Here is a 16,374-nt window from a genome sequence, read left to right as displayed (position 1 = left end):
GCACCACGCCCCTCCCGGCCCTCGCGGTGACCGCGGACGCAGGGCGGTCGCGTGGCGTGGCGCGGCCGCGCCGACCGGTTATCGGAACGCCGATTCTGTAGGCTCGAACCGCCATGGACGTGACTCCCCCGCTGCCGGCAGGCCGCTCCGCCCGCCGGTTCGAGCTCCCACCACCCCCAGCCGCCCAGCCGACCGGGGCGGCCCTCGTGCTGCGCCGCCTGGGCACCGCCGTAGCGGCGCTCGCGGTCACCGGGCTGGCCGCCGCCGCCTGCGTGCTGTCCTTCGACGCCCTGCGCTTCCTCGCTCTGGCGGGAGGCGCCCGCGCCGACTTCGCCTACCTGTACCCCGCCGGGTTCGACGCGCTGCTGGCCATCGCGCTGATCAGCGTTTTGCTCCTGCGCCCTGCGCGGTTTCTGATACGTCTCCAGGCCGTGATCGTCCTGGCGTTGCTGATCGTGGTCGCCGCCGCCGCGAACGTCGTCGTCGCCACGGACACGGCCGTCTCGGCCGACCAGGCGACCGTGGGCATCGCCGTGACGCCCTGGGTGATGCTGGTCGTCGGCCTGTGGCTCTTCCTGCTCCCCGCGCGGCGCTTCCCCGCGTACGCCACGACGGACGCGGCGTCGCCGGCCGAGCGCGACATCGTGCCCTTCGGGGGCGAGGAGCGCGACCCGGACCTGGCGCCGCCGCTCGAAGCCCTCCCCCACGGCCCGCACAGCGTCGCCGTACGCCACCACGAGCGGGACGCTCCGGCGGCGGACCCGACCGAGCCCGAGATCACGCCTGTGGTCCCTCCGACTCCCGCCCCGGAGACTCCCACCGTGGACGAGCTTCCGCCGCTGGAGACGGCCGATCAGGGGCGCGCCGACCCCGAGCGGGACGTCCAGCCGCCCGCCGCGTCCACGACCGGCCAGGCCGCGGCCGCGGAGGAACCCCTCACGGCCACGACCGGTCAGGCCGCCGCGACCGGACACACGGGTGTGGTTCAGGAGCACGCGGTTCCCGAGCCGGAGCCCGAGCAGCGCCTCGTGCCACAACCGCGTCCCGGGACACCGGCCGCGCCGCCCCGCCGCGACCCCGACCGTCCGCTCCGCTGGGGCGACCTCGTACGGCCCGCCAGCGGCGACGTGCTGGTCCACCCGCTGCCCAAGCCCGCCGCCGGACGGGAGTTGGGCGACACGCAGCCTTACCCGAACATCACCGACCCTGTGTCCGATCGGGACGAGCCCGGCGAGACGCATGGTCAGGTGGAGGAGTCCGCCGAGACGCATGGCCATGCGGACGAGCCCGGCGACGCGACGCCGGTGGAGACGGACACCCAGCCGTACCCGCACCTGCGCGAGGATGCCTCCGCGCTGCCGGAGACGCGGACCTCCGCCGAGCCCTCCTCGGACGCGCCGAACGACACTCCGGGGCACGAGGGCGACGTCCCCGCAGGCGAGGAGCAGGCCGGGCCTCAGGCCTACGGCCGCGGGGAGATCGCGGCCCCGCCGTCGGGGCGCATGCGCAGCACGCCGCTCCCGCCAGAGGAGTGACGCCGGAGCGATGAGGCCCGAGCGATGAGGCCGGAGCGATGAGGCCCGAGCGATGAACTCGCGATCAAGAGGTCGCAGGTCGCTCGGACGCCCCGGCGCCGAGAAGCCCCCGGGTCCCAGAACGGATGTCGACAGACGAGAAGACCCGCCCGGTCCGGGGAGGATCGGGCGGGTCTTCTCGTCTATCCGGGGCGCAGTCACCGCTCCCTGCACGTGACCGCCGTGCCCGCGGGCCGACCTTGGTCAGGCCGCTGCCGCCACCGGGTCGCCGCCGCCGTCGTGGGGGCGGGCGAGGGTCACGGTGCGCTCCGCCCGAGGTCAGACCCTCGTGCGGCCGCGGAGCCCGGCGACCAGGGCGACACCGATGATGGCGACGACCACCTGGAGTACGAGTTCGATCCAGTCGATGCCATCGGTGGTGGCGACGCCGAGCACCTGGGCGATGGCGGTACCGATCAGGGCGGCGACGATGCCGACGATGATCGTGACGAGCCACCCGATGGGCTGACGGCCGGGAAGGACGAGGCGTCCGAGGGCACCGATGATCGCACCGATGACGATCGCGCCGAGGATGGTCTGGATGGTCATATTGAGCCTCCACTTGAGGGTCAAGCCTTCACGCTGAAATGACGGCTACCCACACGTGGACGGCTAATCATAAAGAGTAAAAGTGCCTGGTCAGAGGCACGAAAGGGAGGACGACGCCCCGCGCCGCGCCGGTCAGCGGGGCGCCGTCCTCCGGTTTCGCGAGCAGTTGGACCAACTCGCCTTGGGATCCCGCTATTAAGACGTACGCGAGGCCCGTTCGGTTGGCGCGGGCGGCGTGTCGGCCGGGAAGACGAGCGCGGTGGCGATGGCCGCGACGCCCTCGCCCCGCCCGGTGAGGCCGAGCCCGTCGGTCGTGGTGGCGCTGACGCTCACCGGCGCGGCGACGGCCTCGCCGAGGACCTTCTCGGCCTCGGCGCGCCGCGGCGCGAGTTTGGGACGGTTGCCGATGATCTGCACGGCGATGTTGCCGACCTCGAAACCGGCCGCGCGGACGTGCCGTGCGGCCTCTTCGAGGAGCGTGACGCCCGAGGCGCCGGCCCATCGGGGGTCGGACGTGCCGAAAAGCCCTCCGATGTCGCCGAGGCCCGCGGCGGACAGCAGGGCGTCGCAGCACGCGTGCGCCGCGGCGTCGCCGTCGGAGTGGCCCGCGAGCCCGGTCTCGCCCGGCCAGTGCAGACCGGCCAGGTGGAGATCACGGCCCGATGCGAACGGGTGGACGTCGACCCCGACGCCCACCCGTGGATGTATAGATTTCAGGAGTTGAGAACCTCGTCGAGTAGAGCCTCGGCCTTGTCCTCGTTGGTCTTCTCGGCCAGAGCGAGCTCGCTGACCAGAATCTGCCTGGCCTTGGCGAGCATGCGCTTCTCGCCCGCGGACAGGCCGCGCTCCTTGTCGCGCCGCCAGAGATCGCGCACCACTTCGGCCACCTTGTTGACGTCGCCGGACGCCAGTTTTTCGAGGTTGGCCTTGTAGCGGCGGGACCAGTTGGTGGGCTCTTCCGTGTGCGGCATGCGCAGAACATCGAAGACACGCTCTAGGCCTTCCTGGCCTACAACGTCACGCACACCAACGAGTTCGGCGTTTTCCGCCGGCACCTGAACGGTAAGGTCGCCCTTGTCGACCTTCAGCACCAGATAGGTTCTGTCCTCGCCCTTAATCGTGCGGGTTGTGATGGCTTCGATTCGAGCAGCCCCGTGGTGGGGGTAGACGACAGTGTCGCCGACCTGGAAAGTCATGTGACAAGTACCCCTTCCGCTGTCCTCCAGGATACCACGCGCCAGTCCCCTCCCGGAACAGTGAAATCAACATAACTGCAGGTCAAAGCCTCGATTTGGGACTTGACAACTGCTGGACCCTATGAATCGCAATCTCTTACATGCGCAATGACCTGCGGCTGAGGGGGCGCTCCGGTGATCACCGGCCCGGCTCGGTGAGGGGTGCGGGGCACGGATAAGGTTGCCGTTGGCCCTGTCCATGTGTATCAAGGAGAGCTCGAACTGTGACCAGCACCAGCCGTCGCAGGGTGATCATCGCCACCGCGCTGCTCGCAGCCGGCCCGGCGCTGGCCGCGTGCGGAGCGGGAAGCGACGCCAACACCAGCAACGCGTACGCGCCGACCGAGGCCAACGTGCTGATCGACGGCGCCGACTCGGGCAAGACCTACGGCCGCAACGGCATCAAGATCGCCCAGGCGTTCGCCCTCGGCCCCGCCTCGGGGCAGCAGATCGCACCGGGCGGCTCCGTCCCGCTGTACCTCTCGATGGTCAACTACGGCACCAACTCCGACACCCTGGAGGGCGTGGCCGTCAACGACCGCAGCGCCACCTCGGTCAAGTCGGGCGGCCCGATCACGCTGCCCCCGGGGCAGCTGGTCAACACCGGCAGGCCAGCCTCCCAGGTCGTCCTGGAAGGCACTCAGAAGGCCCTGCGCGGCGGCGAGAGCCTCTCCCTGACCCTCCGGTTCACCAACGCCGGAGACATCGCCATGACGATCCCCGTGATCACCCGCAGCCGCGAGTACGCGAGCCTTTCCCCCGCGCCCAGCCCGTCGCCGTCGGCCACCCCCTCGGCCGTCCCGTCGGCGTCCCAGACCGCTACCCCCGCCGCGAGCCCCACGGCGAACGGCTAGAACGCACGCCTGAGGCCCGGTGGCGCCACCAGCGCACCACCGGGCCTCGTCAGCTGAGAAACCGGCTCAGACCTCGGCGGGGTCGAACTTGTAGCCGAGCCCGCGGACGGTGAGGATGCACCGGGGGTTGGACGGGTCCGCCTCGATCTTGGCGCGCAGCCGCTTGACGTGGACGTCGAGCGTCTTGGTGTCGCCCACGTAGTCGGCGCCCCACACACGGTCGATCAGCTGCCCCCGGGTGAGCACGCGGCCCGCGTTGCGCAGCAGGACCTCCAGCAGCTCGAACTCCTTCAACGGGAGCTGCACCTGCCGCCCGCGGACCGCGACGATGTGCCGGTCGACGTCCATGCGCACCGGGCCGGCGGTGAGGACGGCGGGCTCGATCTCCTCGACGTCGCCCTGCCGGCGCAGCACCGCGCGAATGCGGGCCACCAGCTCGCGCGACGAGAACGGCTTGGTGACATAGTCGTCGGCGCCGAGTTCGAGCCCGACCACCTTGTCGATCTCGCTGTCCTTGGCGGTCAGCATGATCACCGGGACCTTGGACCGCTGGCGCAGCGACCGGCAGACCTCCGTGCCGGGCAGCCCGGGAAGCATCAGGTCGAGCAGGACGAGGTCGGCTCCGTTACGGTCGAAGGTGTCGAGCGCCTCGGGGCCGGTGGCCGCGACCGCGACCTCGAAGCCTTCCTTGCGAAGCATGTAGGACAGGGCGTCGGAGAACGACTCCTCGTCCTCGACGACGAGCACGCGGGTCACTTCGCGGCCTCCAGGGGGATCGATGTGGTGCTGGGTACGGCTATCGCCGTTCCGCCGAAGGCCGGCAGACGGAGGGTGAAGGTGGAGCCGGAGCCTTCTTTGCTCCAGACCGCCACCTCGCCGCCGTGGGCGACGGCGACGTGCTTGACGATGGCGAGGCCCAGGCCGGTGCCGCCGGTGGCCCGCGAGCGGGCGGCGTCGACGCGGAAGAACCTCTCGAAGATGCGCTCCAGGGAGCTCTCGGGGATGCCGATGCCCTGGTCGCTGACGCTGACCTCGACGACCTCGCCGGCCGGCCGGGCGCTGACCACGACGCGCGTGCTCTCGGGGCTGTAGGCGACGGCGTTGTCGATCAGGTTGCGCAGCGCGGTGACGAGCAGCTCGTCGTCGCCCCACACGCGCAGGCCCTCGGTGCCGCCCGCGACCAGGACGATCTCCTTGGCGGCGGCCTTGGTGTTGCAGCGGTCGATGGCCTCGTGGACGACCTCGTCCACGGGCACGCAGCCGGGGGTGGGGATCGGCTCGCCGCCCTGGATGCGCGACAGCGTGATCAGGTCCTGGACGAGGTAGGTGAGGCGCGCGGCCTCGTGCTGCATGCGCCCGGCGAAGCGGGTGACCGCGACGGGGTCCTCGGCGGCGTCCTGGATGGTCTCCGCGAGCAGGCTGAGCGCCCCGACGGGCGTCTTGAGCTCGTGGCTGACGTTGGCGACGAAGTCGCGGCGCACGGCCTCGACCCGGCGGCGCTCGGTCTGGTCCTCGGCGAGGACGAGCACCTGGCCGTGGCTGCCGAGCGGGGCGACCCGGACGGCGAAGGTGGTGGCCTCCATGCCGAACTTGTGGCCCGCGACCTCGAACTCGCTCTCGCGGATCTCGCCGTCCCTGCGCACCTGGCGCGCCAGGGCGAGCAGCTCTGCCGCCATCAGGTGGTCGCCCTTGACCAGCCCGAACGCGCGCGCGGCCGAGCTGGCGCGCAGCACGCGGTCGTCGCGGTCGAGGACGACCGCGGAGGAGGGCAGCACGGCGAGGACGGACGCCACCCCCTGCGGCAAGGTGGAGTCAGAATTCTCAGGAATGTCGGTGCGACGTCTGTCCCGTGGGCGCACCGCCACCATGACGATCGCCCCGACAACAAACCCCGCCAGTGCGGCCAGGCTCGTCACGATCTCACTCACGCCTCCCAGAGTAGGTGGCTCTCTTCGCCGGTCAGACCCCCCGAGGTGCCTCTTTCCGGCAGAGTTCATCTGACGGACGTGGTTCGTTCACGAACGCGCGCGTAGCGTGATCCGCATGCGCGATGCCTTCCACGACGAACTCAACGCCCTCAACGACCGGCTGATGCAGATGACCAACCTGGTCCGCTCGGCCATCTCGCGGGCGACCACCGCGCTGCTGGACGCCGACCTGCAGCTGGCCGAGAGCGTGATCTCCCAGGACGCCGAGGTCAACCGGCTTTACGCGGAGATCGAGACGTCCATCTACGAGCTGATGGCGACGCAGCAGCCCGTCGCCGTCGACCTGCGCACGGCGATCACCGCGCTGCGCATGGGCGCCGACCTGGAGCGCATGGGCGACCTCGCCGAGCACGTGGCGAAGATCGCCCGGATGCGCCACCCCGTCTCGGCCATCCCGGTGGAGGTCCGCGACACGATCGTGGAGATGGGCCAGATCGCCGAGCGCCTGGTCACCAAGACCGGGAGCTGCATCGCCACGCGGGACGTCGACCTGGCCAAGGAGCTGGAGGACGACGACGACGCGATGGACCGGCTGCACCGCCGGCTGTTCCGCGTGCTGCTGTCGAAGGACTGGCCGCACGGCATCGAGCCCGCCGTGGACATCACGCTCATCGGCCGCTACTACGAGCGGTACGCCGACCACGCCGTCCGGGTCGCCCGGGACGTGGTCTACCTGGTGACCGGCAGCCGCGAGTTCGACGACTCGGCGTCCTGACCGGCCTGATCCTCCGCACACGAGAAAGCCCCGGACCGCGAAGTCCGGGGCTTTCTCGTGTCCATGAGCCTGCGGGGTGTTACCTGCCCTGGTTGGCGACGGCCTCGATCGCGGCCTCGGCGGCGGCCGGGTCGAGGTATTCGCCGCCCGCCTTGACCGGCTTGAAGGCGGAGTCCAGCTCGTAGCGCAGGGGGATGCCGGTCGGGATGTTCAGCTTGGCGATCTCGGCGTCGCCGATGCCGTCCAGGTGCTTGACCAGCGCGCGCAGCGAGTTGCCGTGGGCCACCACCAGGACGGTGCGGCCGGCGGCGAGGTCGGGGACGATCGAGTCGTACCAGTACGGGAGCATGCGCTGGACGACGTCCTTGAGGCATTCGGTCCGCGGCATGAGCTCGGGGGGCAGCAGGTCGTACCGGAGGTCGCCCACCTGCGAGTACTCGTCATCGTCCGCCAGCGGGGGCGGCGGCACGTCGTACGAGCGGCGCCACAGCGTGAACTGCTCGTCGCCGAACTCCTCGCGGGTCTGCGCCTTGTTCTTGCCCTGGAGGGCGCCGTAGTGGCGCTCGTTGAGCCTCCAGGACCGGGAGACGGGGAGCCACAACAGCCCGGCCGCCCCCAGGGCGTGGTCGGCGGTCTGGATCGCGCGGGTGAGGACGGAGGTGTGCACCACGTCGGGCCGCACGCCAGCCTCCACCATGAGCCTGCCGCCGCGCCGGGCCTCCTCTTCGCCCGTGGGCGAGAGGGTGACGTCGACCCAGCCGGTGAACAGGCCCTTCGCGTTCCACTCACTCTCACCGTGCCGCAATAGCACCAAAGTAGCCATGCGCCCAAGCTTAGGGTCTGCGGCGCGAGGCCCGCAGCGCGCGAACACCAGGTGAGACGCGCCCCGCTGCGCCTGCCACAGCGCCTGTCGCGGGGCTCAGTCCTCGCGCCTGCCGCGCTCGACGATGCCCTGGAAGGCCCGCAGGTTGGCCAGCGACTCCCCGCGCTTGACCCGCCAGTCCCACTCGCGGCGGATCGACGAGGCGAAGCCCAGTTCCAGGGCGCGGTCGAACCACTCGTCGGCGTACGTCAGGACGCAGCCGAGCAGGCGGTCGATCTCGTCCTCACGGACCGAGGACAACGGCAGGTGCCCGACGAGGTGGACGTCGCCGACGCCGTCGAGGGCGAAGTGGACGCCGTACATGGACCCGTTCTTGGACAGGAGCCACCGGTAGAACTCCAGGTGGTTCTCGTCTGGTTTGCGGCAGAAGAACGCCTCGACGTGCAGGGCCTGGTCGGACAGGGTGAGCCAGGTCATGGTGGCCAGCTTGTGATGGCCGGGCAGTTTGACCAGGAAAGCCCCCGGCCGGGGCCGTTCGTAGCTGACGTCGGACGCCTTCAGCGCCGCCTCGACGACCGTCTCGTGATCCATGGCAGCGCTCACCCTGCCCACCTCGCCCACCTCGTGCTCACCTCGTGCCCACTTCCCGCTCGATCCCGGCTCAGTCCCCGGCCACACCTTATGTGTCAGGTCTGTCAGGCGGTGATCAGAAGCCCTCCGTGATGGCCTCCGGTGCGCCGCCGGGCGACGGCCGCCCCGTACACGTCCATCAGGCGCGTGGCGGTGGCCGACCAGCCGAAGCCGGCGGCGTGCTCCCGGGCCCCCGTAGCCATCGCGTCGCGCCAGCCAGGCAGGTCGACGAAGCGGCGCAGGGCGGCGGCCCAGGCGGGCGGCTCGTGCCCGTCGACGAGCAGCCCGGACACGCCGTGCCGAACGGCCGTACGGAGCCCGCCCACGGAGGCGGCGGCCACCGGGGTGCCGCACGCCTGCGACTCCAGGGCGACCAGGCCGAAGGACTCGTTGTAGGACGGGACCACGGTGACGTCGGCGGCGCGGTACCAGTCGGCCAGCTCCTCCTGCGGGGCGGGCGGGGCGAGGCGGACGACGTCGGAGATGCCGAGCTGGGCCGCGAGGTCGGTGAGGTAGGACGGACGGGCGAGGCCGTTTCCGCTCGGGCCGCCCACGCAGGCGATGACCAGCCGGGACCGCAGCGAGGGGTCCTCGGCGAGCATCCGGGCGGCTGCCCTGAGCAGGACGTCCGGCGCCTTGAGCGGCTGGATGCGCCCGACGAAGAGCATGACGTGGCCGTCCTGGGGGAGGCCGAGCCGGCGGCGGGCGGCCCCCTTGGAGGCCGGCTGGAACACCTGGAGGTTGACCCCGGGGTTCACCACGGCCACGCGGGCGGCCGGGGCGCCGTAGAGGTCGATCAGCTCGCGGGCCTCCGCGTCGGTGTTGGCGACCAGGCGGTCGGCGACCTCGACGACGTGCTCCTCGCCGACCACGCGGGCCACGGGCTCGGGCCTGTCGCCCTCGGCGAGCAGGTAGTTCTTGACCTTGGCCATGGTGTGCATGGTGTGCACCAGCGGGACGCCCCAGCGCTCCTTGGCCAGCCATCCGACCTGGCCCGACAGCCAGTAGTGCGAGTGGATCAGGTCGTAGTGCCCCGGGTCGTACATCGCCTCGGTGCGCAGCACGCCGTGGAGGAACGCGCACAACTGCCCGGGAAGGTCGCCCTTGTCGAGCTCCTCGTACGGCCCGGCGGTGACGTGGCGTACGGTGACGCCCGGCGTCAGCTCGACGGCGGGGGGAAGGTCGCGGGCGGTCTGGCGGGTGAAGATCTCGATCTCGACGCCGAGGGCGGCGAGCCGTTTGGCGACCTCGACGATGTACACGTTCATGCCACCGGCGTCGCCGGTGCCCGGCTGGTCCAGCGGGGACGTGTGCATGCTGATCGTCGCGATCCGGTTGATCCGGCGTGCGACCGGCACTCCCGGCACCTGACACCACCTCCAGAGGGGATATAACCGCCAGAAACCACACGAGATTCCCAGCCGTCGCGCCATGGGGTCCCCGCTACCCCCGCCCGCGCGCGCTGGCAGGATGACGGGCGGGCGCCCGCGCGCGGGATCAGGGACGCGTCGTGGGCCTTGGGGACCGGCGTGGACCCTGCGTACCGAACGGATGACCGGGCCCTGGGCGACACTGGCCGGGGCACAACGGTCAGAAAGCAAGAACAGAGCACTAAAAGGCGAACATAAGGACGGCGAATGAGCAAGACAGCGGTGGTGACGGGAGCGAGCAGCGGCATCGGCGAGGCGACGGCGCGCAGGCTCGCGGCGGAGGGGTACGAGGTCGTGGCCGCCGCCCGGCGCCGCGACCGCCTGGACAAGCTCGCCACCGAGGTGCCCGCGATCCGTCCCGTCACGCTGGATGTCACCTCCGACGAGTCCGTGGCGGAGCTCGCGGCCTCGCTGGACCGGTGCGACGTGCTGATCAACAACGCGGGCGGCGCGGTGGGCCTGGAGCCGGTGGCCGAGGGCCTGGTGGACGACTGGCAGCGCATGTACGAGGTCAACGTGCTCGGCTCGCTGCGGATGACGCGGGCGCTGCTGCCCAAGCTGATCGAGTCGGGCGACGGCGTGCTGCTCATGCTGACCTCGGTGGCCGGGCTGGTCTCCTACGAGGGGGGCGGCGGCTACTGCGCGGCCAAGCACGCGCAGACGTCCATGACCGAGACGCTGCGCCTGGAGCTGGTCGGCGAGCCGGTGCGGATCATCGAGGTCGCCCCCGGCATGGTGCACACCGAGGAGTTCTCGCTCACCCGCTTCCGGGGCGACGCCGACCGCGCCGAGAAGGTGTACGAGGGCGTGCCGGACCCGCTGACGGCCGACGACGTCGCCGACGCGATCGCCTGGTGCGTCACCCGGCCCGCCCACGTCAACGTCGACCGGCTGGTGATCCGCCCGCGCGCCCAGGCGGCGCAGCACAAGGTGCACCGGGTCTCGTGATCACCGATCTGCTTTGACCGGCGGCGCGGCGGGCATGGACGGGCGGGCCGCGCGGGCCCGGCGTCCCGTGGGCGAGATCACCCGGGGCACGACCGGGCACAACCGGCTGCGGCGGTCCGACCGCTGGGTCGCCGAGGTCTGCCGCCCGTTGCTGCTGTCCGCCGACCGGCCGCTGGTGGTTGACCTCGGGTACGGGGCGTCGCCGGTCACGACGTCCGAGATGTTCGCCCGGCTGCGCCGCGTCCGGCCGGACGTCGAGGTGGTGGGCGTCGAGATCGACCCGGTCCGCGTCGCGGCGGCCAGGCCGCACGAGCGGCAGGGGCTGTCGTTCGTGCGGGGCGGCTTCGAGCTGCCGGTGGGCGGGCGGCCGCTGATCGTGCGGGCGTTCAACGTGCTGCGGCAGTATGGCGAGGCGCAGGCGTGGGAGGCGTGGGACCTGCTGCGCTCGCGCCTGGCCCCCGGCGGGGTGATCGTCGAGGGCACGTGCTCGGAGATCGGCCACCGCGCCGCCTGGGTTGCCCTGGACGCGCGGGGCCCGCGCACGCTGACCCTGTCCACGCGCCTTTCGGGGTTCGAGCGCCCGTCCGACCTCGCTGAACGGCTGCCGAAGACGCTGATCCACCGCAACGTGCCCGGCGAGCGCGTGCACGCCTTCCTGCGCGACTTCGACCACGCCTGGGACGTGTCGGCGCCCTACGGCGCGTACGGCATGCGTCCCCGGTGGATCGCGTCGGTGGAGCGGCTGGCCGGGCGCTGGCCCGTGGCCACGACTCCCCCGCTCGGCGGGCGGCGGCGCTGGCGGCTCGGCGAGCTGACGATCCCCTGGCAGGCGCTGGCCCCGGACCGGCCCTAGGCGGTCAGCCGCGTGAGCGCCTCGTCGAAGACGGCGTACGCCGTCGCGTCGAACAGGACGAAACGGGCCTCGGCCACGCGGGTGGACGCGCCGCGCACGGCCGACAGGGCGATGCGGGCGCCGTCGTCCATGGGCCAGCCGTAGACGCCCGTGGAGACGGCGGGGAAGGCGACGGTCGCGGCGCCGAGCTCGTCGGCGACCTTGAGCGACTCGGTGTAGCAGGAGGCCAGCAGGGAGGATCGGTCCTCCTTCCTGGCGTACACCGGCCCGACCGTGTGGATCACCCAGCGCGCCGGCAGCCTCCCGGCCGTGGTGGCCACCGCCTGGCCGGTGGGCAGCCCGCCGCCGTACCGGGAGGCCCGCAGGACCCGGCATTCCTCGAGGATCTGCGGCCCACCGCGCCGGTGGATCGCGCCGTCCACGCCTCCGCCGCCCAGCAGCGAGGAGTTGGCGGCGTTCACGATCGCGTCCACGGCCTGCTCGGTGATGTCGCCCCGCACCAGCGTTATCTCCACGCGCTCCGACCTCCCACGGCGATCGCCCCCTTCCCGTCGAAGGCGGCCCCGCCACCCACGGTAAGCCGCCCCGCGAGCCCGCGGACGTCAGGTGCCGAGGACGGCGCGCAGGGAGGGTTGGAGGCGGTCGGCGTGGGCCCGCACCATGTCGTCGCAGAGCGCCCAGATGCTCTCGACCGGCAGGGCCGCGGCGGTCGCGGGGTCGGCCATGGCGGCGTGGCGGATGTGGCGGGGGTCGTCCTCGATCGCGGCGCGTACGACGAGGTCGTTCATGCTGAGGTAGGCGCGGTTGAGCGCGGCCAGTTGCGGAGGCAGCGCGCCGACGTGCGTGGGCTGGACGCCGAGGGCGTCGACGAGGCAGGGCACCTCGACCACGCCGTGCGCGGGCAGGTTGTCGATCAGGCCGTGGTTGGGGACGTTGCCGTAGACGGTGCGCGGGGTGCCGGTGACGACGCTGTGGATGATCTGGGGGGCGTACTCCAGGGTGCCCTCGACGTGCAGCGGGGCTCCGGCGGCCAGAGCCTCGCGGGTCTTCTCGTACTCGCGCACGTTCTCCTCGACGATGCCGAGATAGGCCCCCACGGGCAGCCGCAGCCGCTCGATCTCGCCGTCGTGGTGCAGGTACCACGGCACGTACTCGGAGGAGTGCTCGCTGGTCTCCGTCGGGTAGTAGCCCAGGCGGCGGTACATGTCGACGCGGACCCTGCGGCGCAGCTGCTCGTCCTCGGCGATCAGGGCGTCGAGACGCGGGTACAGGTCGGCGCCGTCGTGCTCGAAGCGCAGCACCCACGCCTGGTGGTTGACCCCCGCCGCGCGGTAGGTGACCTCCTCGTACGGCACCTGGAGCAGGTCGGAGAGACCGCGCATGGTCCAGTACACCGAGTGGCACAGGCCCACGACGCGCGTCAGGCCGGTGGCCTGCGTGAGGTACTGGACGTTCATCGCCATGGGATTGGTGTAGTTGAGCAGCCACGCCTCGGGGCAGACGGCGGCGATGTCCTCTCCCAGCGCCTTGAGCAGTGGGAAGGTGCGCAGCGCGCGGAAGATGCCGCCGACGCCGAGGGTGTCGCCGATCGTCTGGCGCAGGCCGTGGCGGGCGGGGACGTCGAAGTCCATGCGGGTCGCCTCGCCCATGCCGACCTGCACGATGTTGATCACGAAGTCGGCGTCCACGAGCGATTCACGCCGGTCGAGGTGGGCGGTGACGCGCGGGCTCGCCCCGAGGCGGGACGCGATGTGGAGGGCGGCGGCCGCCGCTGTGGCGAGCCGTTCCGCGTCGATGTCGTGCAGCGAGATGTGGGCGTTCCTCAACTCGGGGAAGGCGAAGAGATCCGCGAGCAGACCTTGGGTGAAGACGACGCTCCCGGCGCCGATGAAGGTGATCTTGGGGCTGGTCATCTGCGGTTCTCTCCGTTGCGGGTGATATGGGCGGCGGCCTCGTCCCAGGTGGGCTGGGCCGTTGTGCCGCCGTGGGCGCGGGTCGACAGGGCGCCGCAGACGGCGGCGAACTCCAGGGCGCCTTCGACGGGCATCCCGTTCAGGGTCGCGGCGACGAAGCCGGCGTCGAAGCTGTCCCCGGCGCCGACGGTGTCGGCGGGTGTCACGGCGATACCGGCGGTGGTGACGAGGGTGTGGCCGTCGTGGCAGAGAGCGCCGTCGGCGCCGTTCTTGACGGCCACCAGCGGCCCGCGCGCCGCCAGGTCGGCCGCGGCCGTCTCCAGCGCCCCGGCGGCACCCGTGGCGAGGTGGCGCGCCTCGTGGGCGTTCGGCAGCAGGATGTCGGTCTCGGCGAGGACCGCGGCGAGCCCGGCGGGGTCCCATCGGCCGGTGGGGTCGTCGTTGGTGTCGAGGGACGTGGTGGCGCCGTGGGCGCGCGCGGCGCGGAACAGGCCGGGCAGGGCGCCGGCGAGCCGCGGCATCAGGAAGTACGAGGCGGCGTGCACGTGCCGGCTGCCGCTCAGCAGCCGCTCGGGAACGACCCCGGCGGTGGTGGCCGCGAGCGTGCCGGGGGCGGTCAGGATCGCGCGGTCGCCCTCGCGTGTGATCACCACGGTGAGCGGGGTCGGCAGGCCGGGGTCCATGCGCAGGGCGGCGACGTCGACGCCGCATGCGGCCAGGGTGTCGCGCACGTAGCGGCCGGCGTCGTCGTCGCCCACCAGCCCGGCGAAGGCGACCCTGAGGCCCAGGCGCGCCGCGCCGCAGGCCATGATCGCCCCGGATCCGCCGAGCGTGAGCGCGCCGGTGCCGACGAGCTGTTCGCGCTGGCCGAAGGCCAGGGGGGCGTCCAGCGGGCCGAGGATCACGTCGGGGTTGGCGTCCCCGATGACGAGCAGGTCGAAAGTGGGCGGCATCCGGTTTCCTCTGGATCGTGCGCGTACGGAGCGGTCAGCCCTTGAGGCCGCTGGAGGTGATGGACTGGATGAACGCCTTCTGCGCGCCGAGGAAGGCGAGCAGCACCGGCACCACCGTGATGACGTTGCCCGCCATCACGGCGGCCCACTTCGTGTGGTGCCGGCCCTGGAAGGTCGCCAGTCCCAGCTGGAGGGTGTACTGGGTGTCGTGGTTGATGGCGATCAGCGGCCAGGTCAGGTCGTTCCAGGTGGCCAGGAACGTCAGGACCGCGACCGTGCTCAGCGCCGGGCGTGACAGCGGCAGCACCACGCGGACCAGCACCCGTAGCCGCGAGCAGCCGTCGATCCAGGCGGCCTCCTCCAGTTCCCTGGGCAGGGAGAGGAAGAACTGCCGCAACAGGAAGACGGCGAACGGCGTGACCAGCGAGGGGATGATCAGCGCGCCCAGCGTGTCGATGAGCCCGAGGCGCTTCATGACGAGAAACGTCGGGATCATGGTGAGCTGGAAGGGGATCACCATCGTGGCCAGGATCAGCACCAGGAGCACGCGGGAGCCGGCGAACCGCATACGGGCGAACGCGTAGCCTCCGAGCGCGCCGAACACCAGGTTGGCCACGACGGCGGTGACCGAGACGATCAGCGAGTTGGCGAACCAGCGGGGGAACCCGGCGTTGTTCAGCACGTACTGGTATCCGCCGAGGTCGATGCCGGAGGGCCAGAGCGCGGGAGGGAAGCGGTTGATCTCCGCGTCGCTCATGACGGAGCTGAGCAGCAGCCAGATCAGCGGAATCGCAAATATCAGCGCCAGCGGGGCGAGAAGGAGGTGCCAGGCGCTGAACGGCGGCCTGATGCCGCCTCGCCGGGGCCCGGAGGCCGGGGCCGCCTGGCGGTGCGTGCGCTGGGACACGCCTGCCGTCGTGATCAAGATGTCGCTCCTTCGAGGCGGCGGCGCTCACGGCCGCGGACCACCCGCAGGCCGACGCCGACCACGAGCAGGGCCAGCGCCAGGACGTAGGCCGCCGCGGCGCCGTATCCGGCGGAGAAGTTCTTGAACGCCTGCTCCCAGATGAAGTAGACGATCACGGTGGTGGCGCCGAGCGGCCCTCCCTTGGTCGTCACGTACACCAGGTCGAAGACCTGCAGGGCGTTGATGGTCTGCCAGAGCACCAGGAACACGCTGACCGGCGCGAGTGTGGGCAGGGTGATGTGGCGCAGCAGGCGCACCCGGCCTGCCCCGTCGAGCCGCGCCGCCTCGATCAGGGACGGCGACACGTCCTGCAGGGCCGCGAGGTACACGACCACGCAGAATCCCGTGCCGCTCCACAAGGTGATCCCCACCAGGACGAGCAGGGCCTGGGCGGGGTCGGTGAGGAACCCCTGGGGGGAGACGCCGAGGGAGTGCAGCACGGAGTTGGCCGCGCCGAACTCGGGGTCCAGGATGAACGAGAACAGCGTGCCCTGAGCCGTGGGCGAGATGACGAACGGCACGAAGATCAATGTGCGGTACAGCCCGACCAGCTTGACGGGCCGGTTCAGCGCGAGGGCCAGCCCCAGCCCGAGGCCGATGCTGAGCGGCACGTACATCGCGGTGTACAGCAGGGTGTTGCGCACGGCCTGGCCGAAGTTCGGGTCCTCGGCCAGGGCCCGGTAGTTGTCCAGCCCGACCCAGACGCTCGGCGTGACCAGGTCGTCAGCCTGGAAGGACAGCAGCAGCGACCACACCACGGGCACGACGCTGAGCCCGATGATGATCAGGACGGCGGGAGAGATGAACGCCCAGGCGGTCGTGGCCTCCTGGCGGCGCTGGGAGTACCAGGGCCCGGTCGGCCGGCGCGGGGTGGATCGTTCCTTGGCACGGTCGGCGATGGTGATCGGCGTGGGCAGGCTAGGCATGGAGGCTCCTCGGCAT

At 71.6% G+C, this 16,374-nt stretch carries 18 protein-coding genes; 5 read left to right on the top strand and 13 right to left on the bottom strand.

What is annotated here, in order from left to right:
• Nucleotides 1-113 precede the first annotated feature (113 nt).
• Nucleotides 114-1,535, top strand: coding sequence for a DUF2637 domain-containing protein (locus tag DQ384_RS09605; protein ID WP_114028350.1), 1,422 nt, complete (start codon nt 114-116; stop codon nt 1,533-1,535).
• A 318-nt stretch (nt 1,536-1,853) separates the two neighbouring features.
• On the opposite strand, the gene DQ384_RS09600 is transcribed toward DQ384_RS09605, so the two are convergent.
• From DQ384_RS09600 to DQ384_RS09590, 3 genes are all read right to left on the bottom strand, one after another.
• Nucleotides 1,854-2,123 (bottom strand): GlsB/YeaQ/YmgE family stress response membrane protein, encoded by a 270-nt coding sequence (locus DQ384_RS09600; protein WP_114028349.1) that lies wholly within the window; start codon nt 2,121-2,123, stop codon nt 1,854-1,856.
• Between the two features lie 195 nt (nt 2,124-2,318).
• On the bottom strand, nt 2,319-2,819 hold the full coding sequence (gene ispF, locus DQ384_RS09595; protein WP_114028348.1) for a 2-C-methyl-D-erythritol 2,4-cyclodiphosphate synthase: 501 nt from the start codon (nt 2,817-2,819) through the stop codon (nt 2,319-2,321).
• A gap of 17 nt (nt 2,820-2,836) precedes the next feature.
• Nucleotides 2,837-3,319 (bottom strand): CarD family transcriptional regulator, encoded by a 483-nt coding sequence (locus DQ384_RS09590; RefSeq protein WP_114028347.1) that lies wholly within the window; start codon nt 3,317-3,319, stop codon nt 2,837-2,839.
• Between the two features lie 263 nt (nt 3,320-3,582).
• On the opposite strand from DQ384_RS09590, the gene DQ384_RS09585 reads away from it, so the two are divergent.
• The gene (locus DQ384_RS09585) at nt 3,583-4,212 is read left to right on the top strand and encodes a copper chaperone PCu(A)C (RefSeq protein ID WP_245966338.1); all 630 of its coding nucleotides are present in this window, start codon (nt 3,583-3,585) and stop codon (nt 4,210-4,212) included.
• A gap of 66 nt (nt 4,213-4,278) precedes the next feature.
• Here DQ384_RS09585 and DQ384_RS09580 read toward each other — a convergent pair whose 3' ends face one another.
• Entirely contained in the window at nt 4,279-4,959 is a 681-nt protein-coding gene (locus DQ384_RS09580) for a winged helix-turn-helix domain-containing protein (RefSeq protein ID WP_484378255.1), read from the bottom strand.
• Nucleotides 4,960-4,964: 5 nt separating this feature from the next.
• Complete coding sequence (locus tag DQ384_RS09575; protein ID WP_114028473.1) at nt 4,965-6,080, bottom strand: sensor histidine kinase; 1,116 nt, start codon at nt 6,078-6,080, stop codon at nt 4,965-4,967.
• A gap of 175 nt (nt 6,081-6,255) precedes the next feature.
• Here DQ384_RS09575 and phoU point away from each other — a divergent pair, with 175 nt between their 5' ends.
• A complete protein-coding gene (phoU, locus tag DQ384_RS09570; RefSeq protein WP_114028472.1) occupies nt 6,256-6,915 on the top strand; it encodes a phosphate signaling complex protein PhoU in 660 nt (219 codons plus the stop codon).
• 79 nt (nt 6,916-6,994) lie between these two features.
• On the opposite strand, the gene DQ384_RS09565 is transcribed toward phoU, so the two are convergent.
• The 3 genes from DQ384_RS09565 to mshA form a co-directional block, all read right to left on the bottom strand.
• Nucleotides 6,995-7,738, bottom strand: coding sequence for a phosphoglyceromutase (locus DQ384_RS09565; protein WP_114028345.1), 744 nt, complete (start codon nt 7,736-7,738; stop codon nt 6,995-6,997).
• A 96-nt stretch (nt 7,739-7,834) separates the two neighbouring features.
• Nucleotides 7,835-8,329 (bottom strand): type III secretion system chaperone family protein, encoded by a 495-nt coding sequence (locus DQ384_RS09560; RefSeq protein WP_114028344.1) that lies wholly within the window; start codon nt 8,327-8,329, stop codon nt 7,835-7,837.
• A 104-nt stretch (nt 8,330-8,433) separates the two neighbouring features.
• Nucleotides 8,434-9,726, bottom strand: a complete 1,293-nt coding sequence (mshA, locus tag DQ384_RS09555) for a D-inositol-3-phosphate glycosyltransferase (RefSeq protein WP_281274028.1) — start codon at nt 9,724-9,726, stop codon at nt 8,434-8,436.
• Nucleotides 9,727-10,005: 279 nt separating this feature from the next.
• On the opposite strand from mshA, the gene DQ384_RS09550 reads away from it, so the two are divergent.
• Together DQ384_RS09550 and DQ384_RS09545 are read left to right on the top strand one after the other, a co-directional pair.
• Entirely contained in the window at nt 10,006-10,746 is a 741-nt protein-coding gene (locus DQ384_RS09550) for an SDR family NAD(P)-dependent oxidoreductase (protein ID WP_114028342.1), read from the top strand.
• Nucleotides 10,747-10,759: 13 nt separating this feature from the next.
• Nucleotides 10,760-11,599, top strand: a complete 840-nt coding sequence (locus DQ384_RS09545; protein WP_245966337.1) for a class I SAM-dependent methyltransferase — start codon at nt 10,760-10,762, stop codon at nt 11,597-11,599.
• Here the strand turns inward: DQ384_RS09545 and DQ384_RS09540 are convergent.
• The 5 genes from DQ384_RS09540 to DQ384_RS09520 all read right to left on the bottom strand — a co-directional run bounded on the left by DQ384_RS09540 (nt 11,596) and on the right by DQ384_RS09520 (nt 16,358).
• The gene (locus DQ384_RS09540) at nt 11,596-12,114 is read right to left on the bottom strand and encodes an O-acetyl-ADP-ribose deacetylase (protein ID WP_114028341.1); all 519 of its coding nucleotides are present in this window, start codon (nt 12,112-12,114) and stop codon (nt 11,596-11,598) included. The genes DQ384_RS09545 and DQ384_RS09540 overlap by 4 nt on opposite strands.
• An 87-nt stretch (nt 12,115-12,201) precedes the next feature.
• Complete coding sequence (gene melA, locus DQ384_RS09535) at nt 12,202-13,512, bottom strand: alpha-glucosidase/alpha-galactosidase (protein ID WP_114028340.1); 1,311 nt, start codon at nt 13,510-13,512, stop codon at nt 12,202-12,204.
• Complete coding sequence (locus DQ384_RS09530; protein ID WP_114028339.1) at nt 13,509-14,465, bottom strand: carbohydrate kinase family protein; 957 nt, start codon at nt 14,463-14,465, stop codon at nt 13,509-13,511. The genes melA and DQ384_RS09530 overlap by 4 nt, the downstream gene beginning before the upstream one ends.
• A gap of 34 nt (nt 14,466-14,499) precedes the next feature.
• Nucleotides 14,500-15,390 carry a carbohydrate ABC transporter permease gene (locus tag DQ384_RS09525; protein WP_181871114.1) on the bottom strand — a complete coding sequence of 297 codons (891 nt, stop codon included), beginning with the start codon at nt 15,388-15,390 and terminating at the stop codon, nt 14,500-14,502.
• Nucleotides 15,387-16,358 (bottom strand): carbohydrate ABC transporter permease, encoded by a 972-nt coding sequence (locus DQ384_RS09520; protein WP_114028337.1) that lies wholly within the window; start codon nt 16,356-16,358, stop codon nt 15,387-15,389. The genes DQ384_RS09525 and DQ384_RS09520 overlap by 4 nt, the downstream gene beginning before the upstream one ends.
• Between the last annotated feature and the right edge of the window lie 16 nt (nt 16,359-16,374).

The organism is Sphaerisporangium album (genome assembly GCF_003323745.1).
Lineage (GTDB): Bacteria > Actinomycetota > Actinomycetes > Streptosporangiales > Streptosporangiaceae > Sphaerisporangium > Sphaerisporangium album.
The sequence above is the reverse complement of the archived record's forward strand: the minus strand, read 5'-3'. Positions and strand labels throughout refer to the sequence as shown.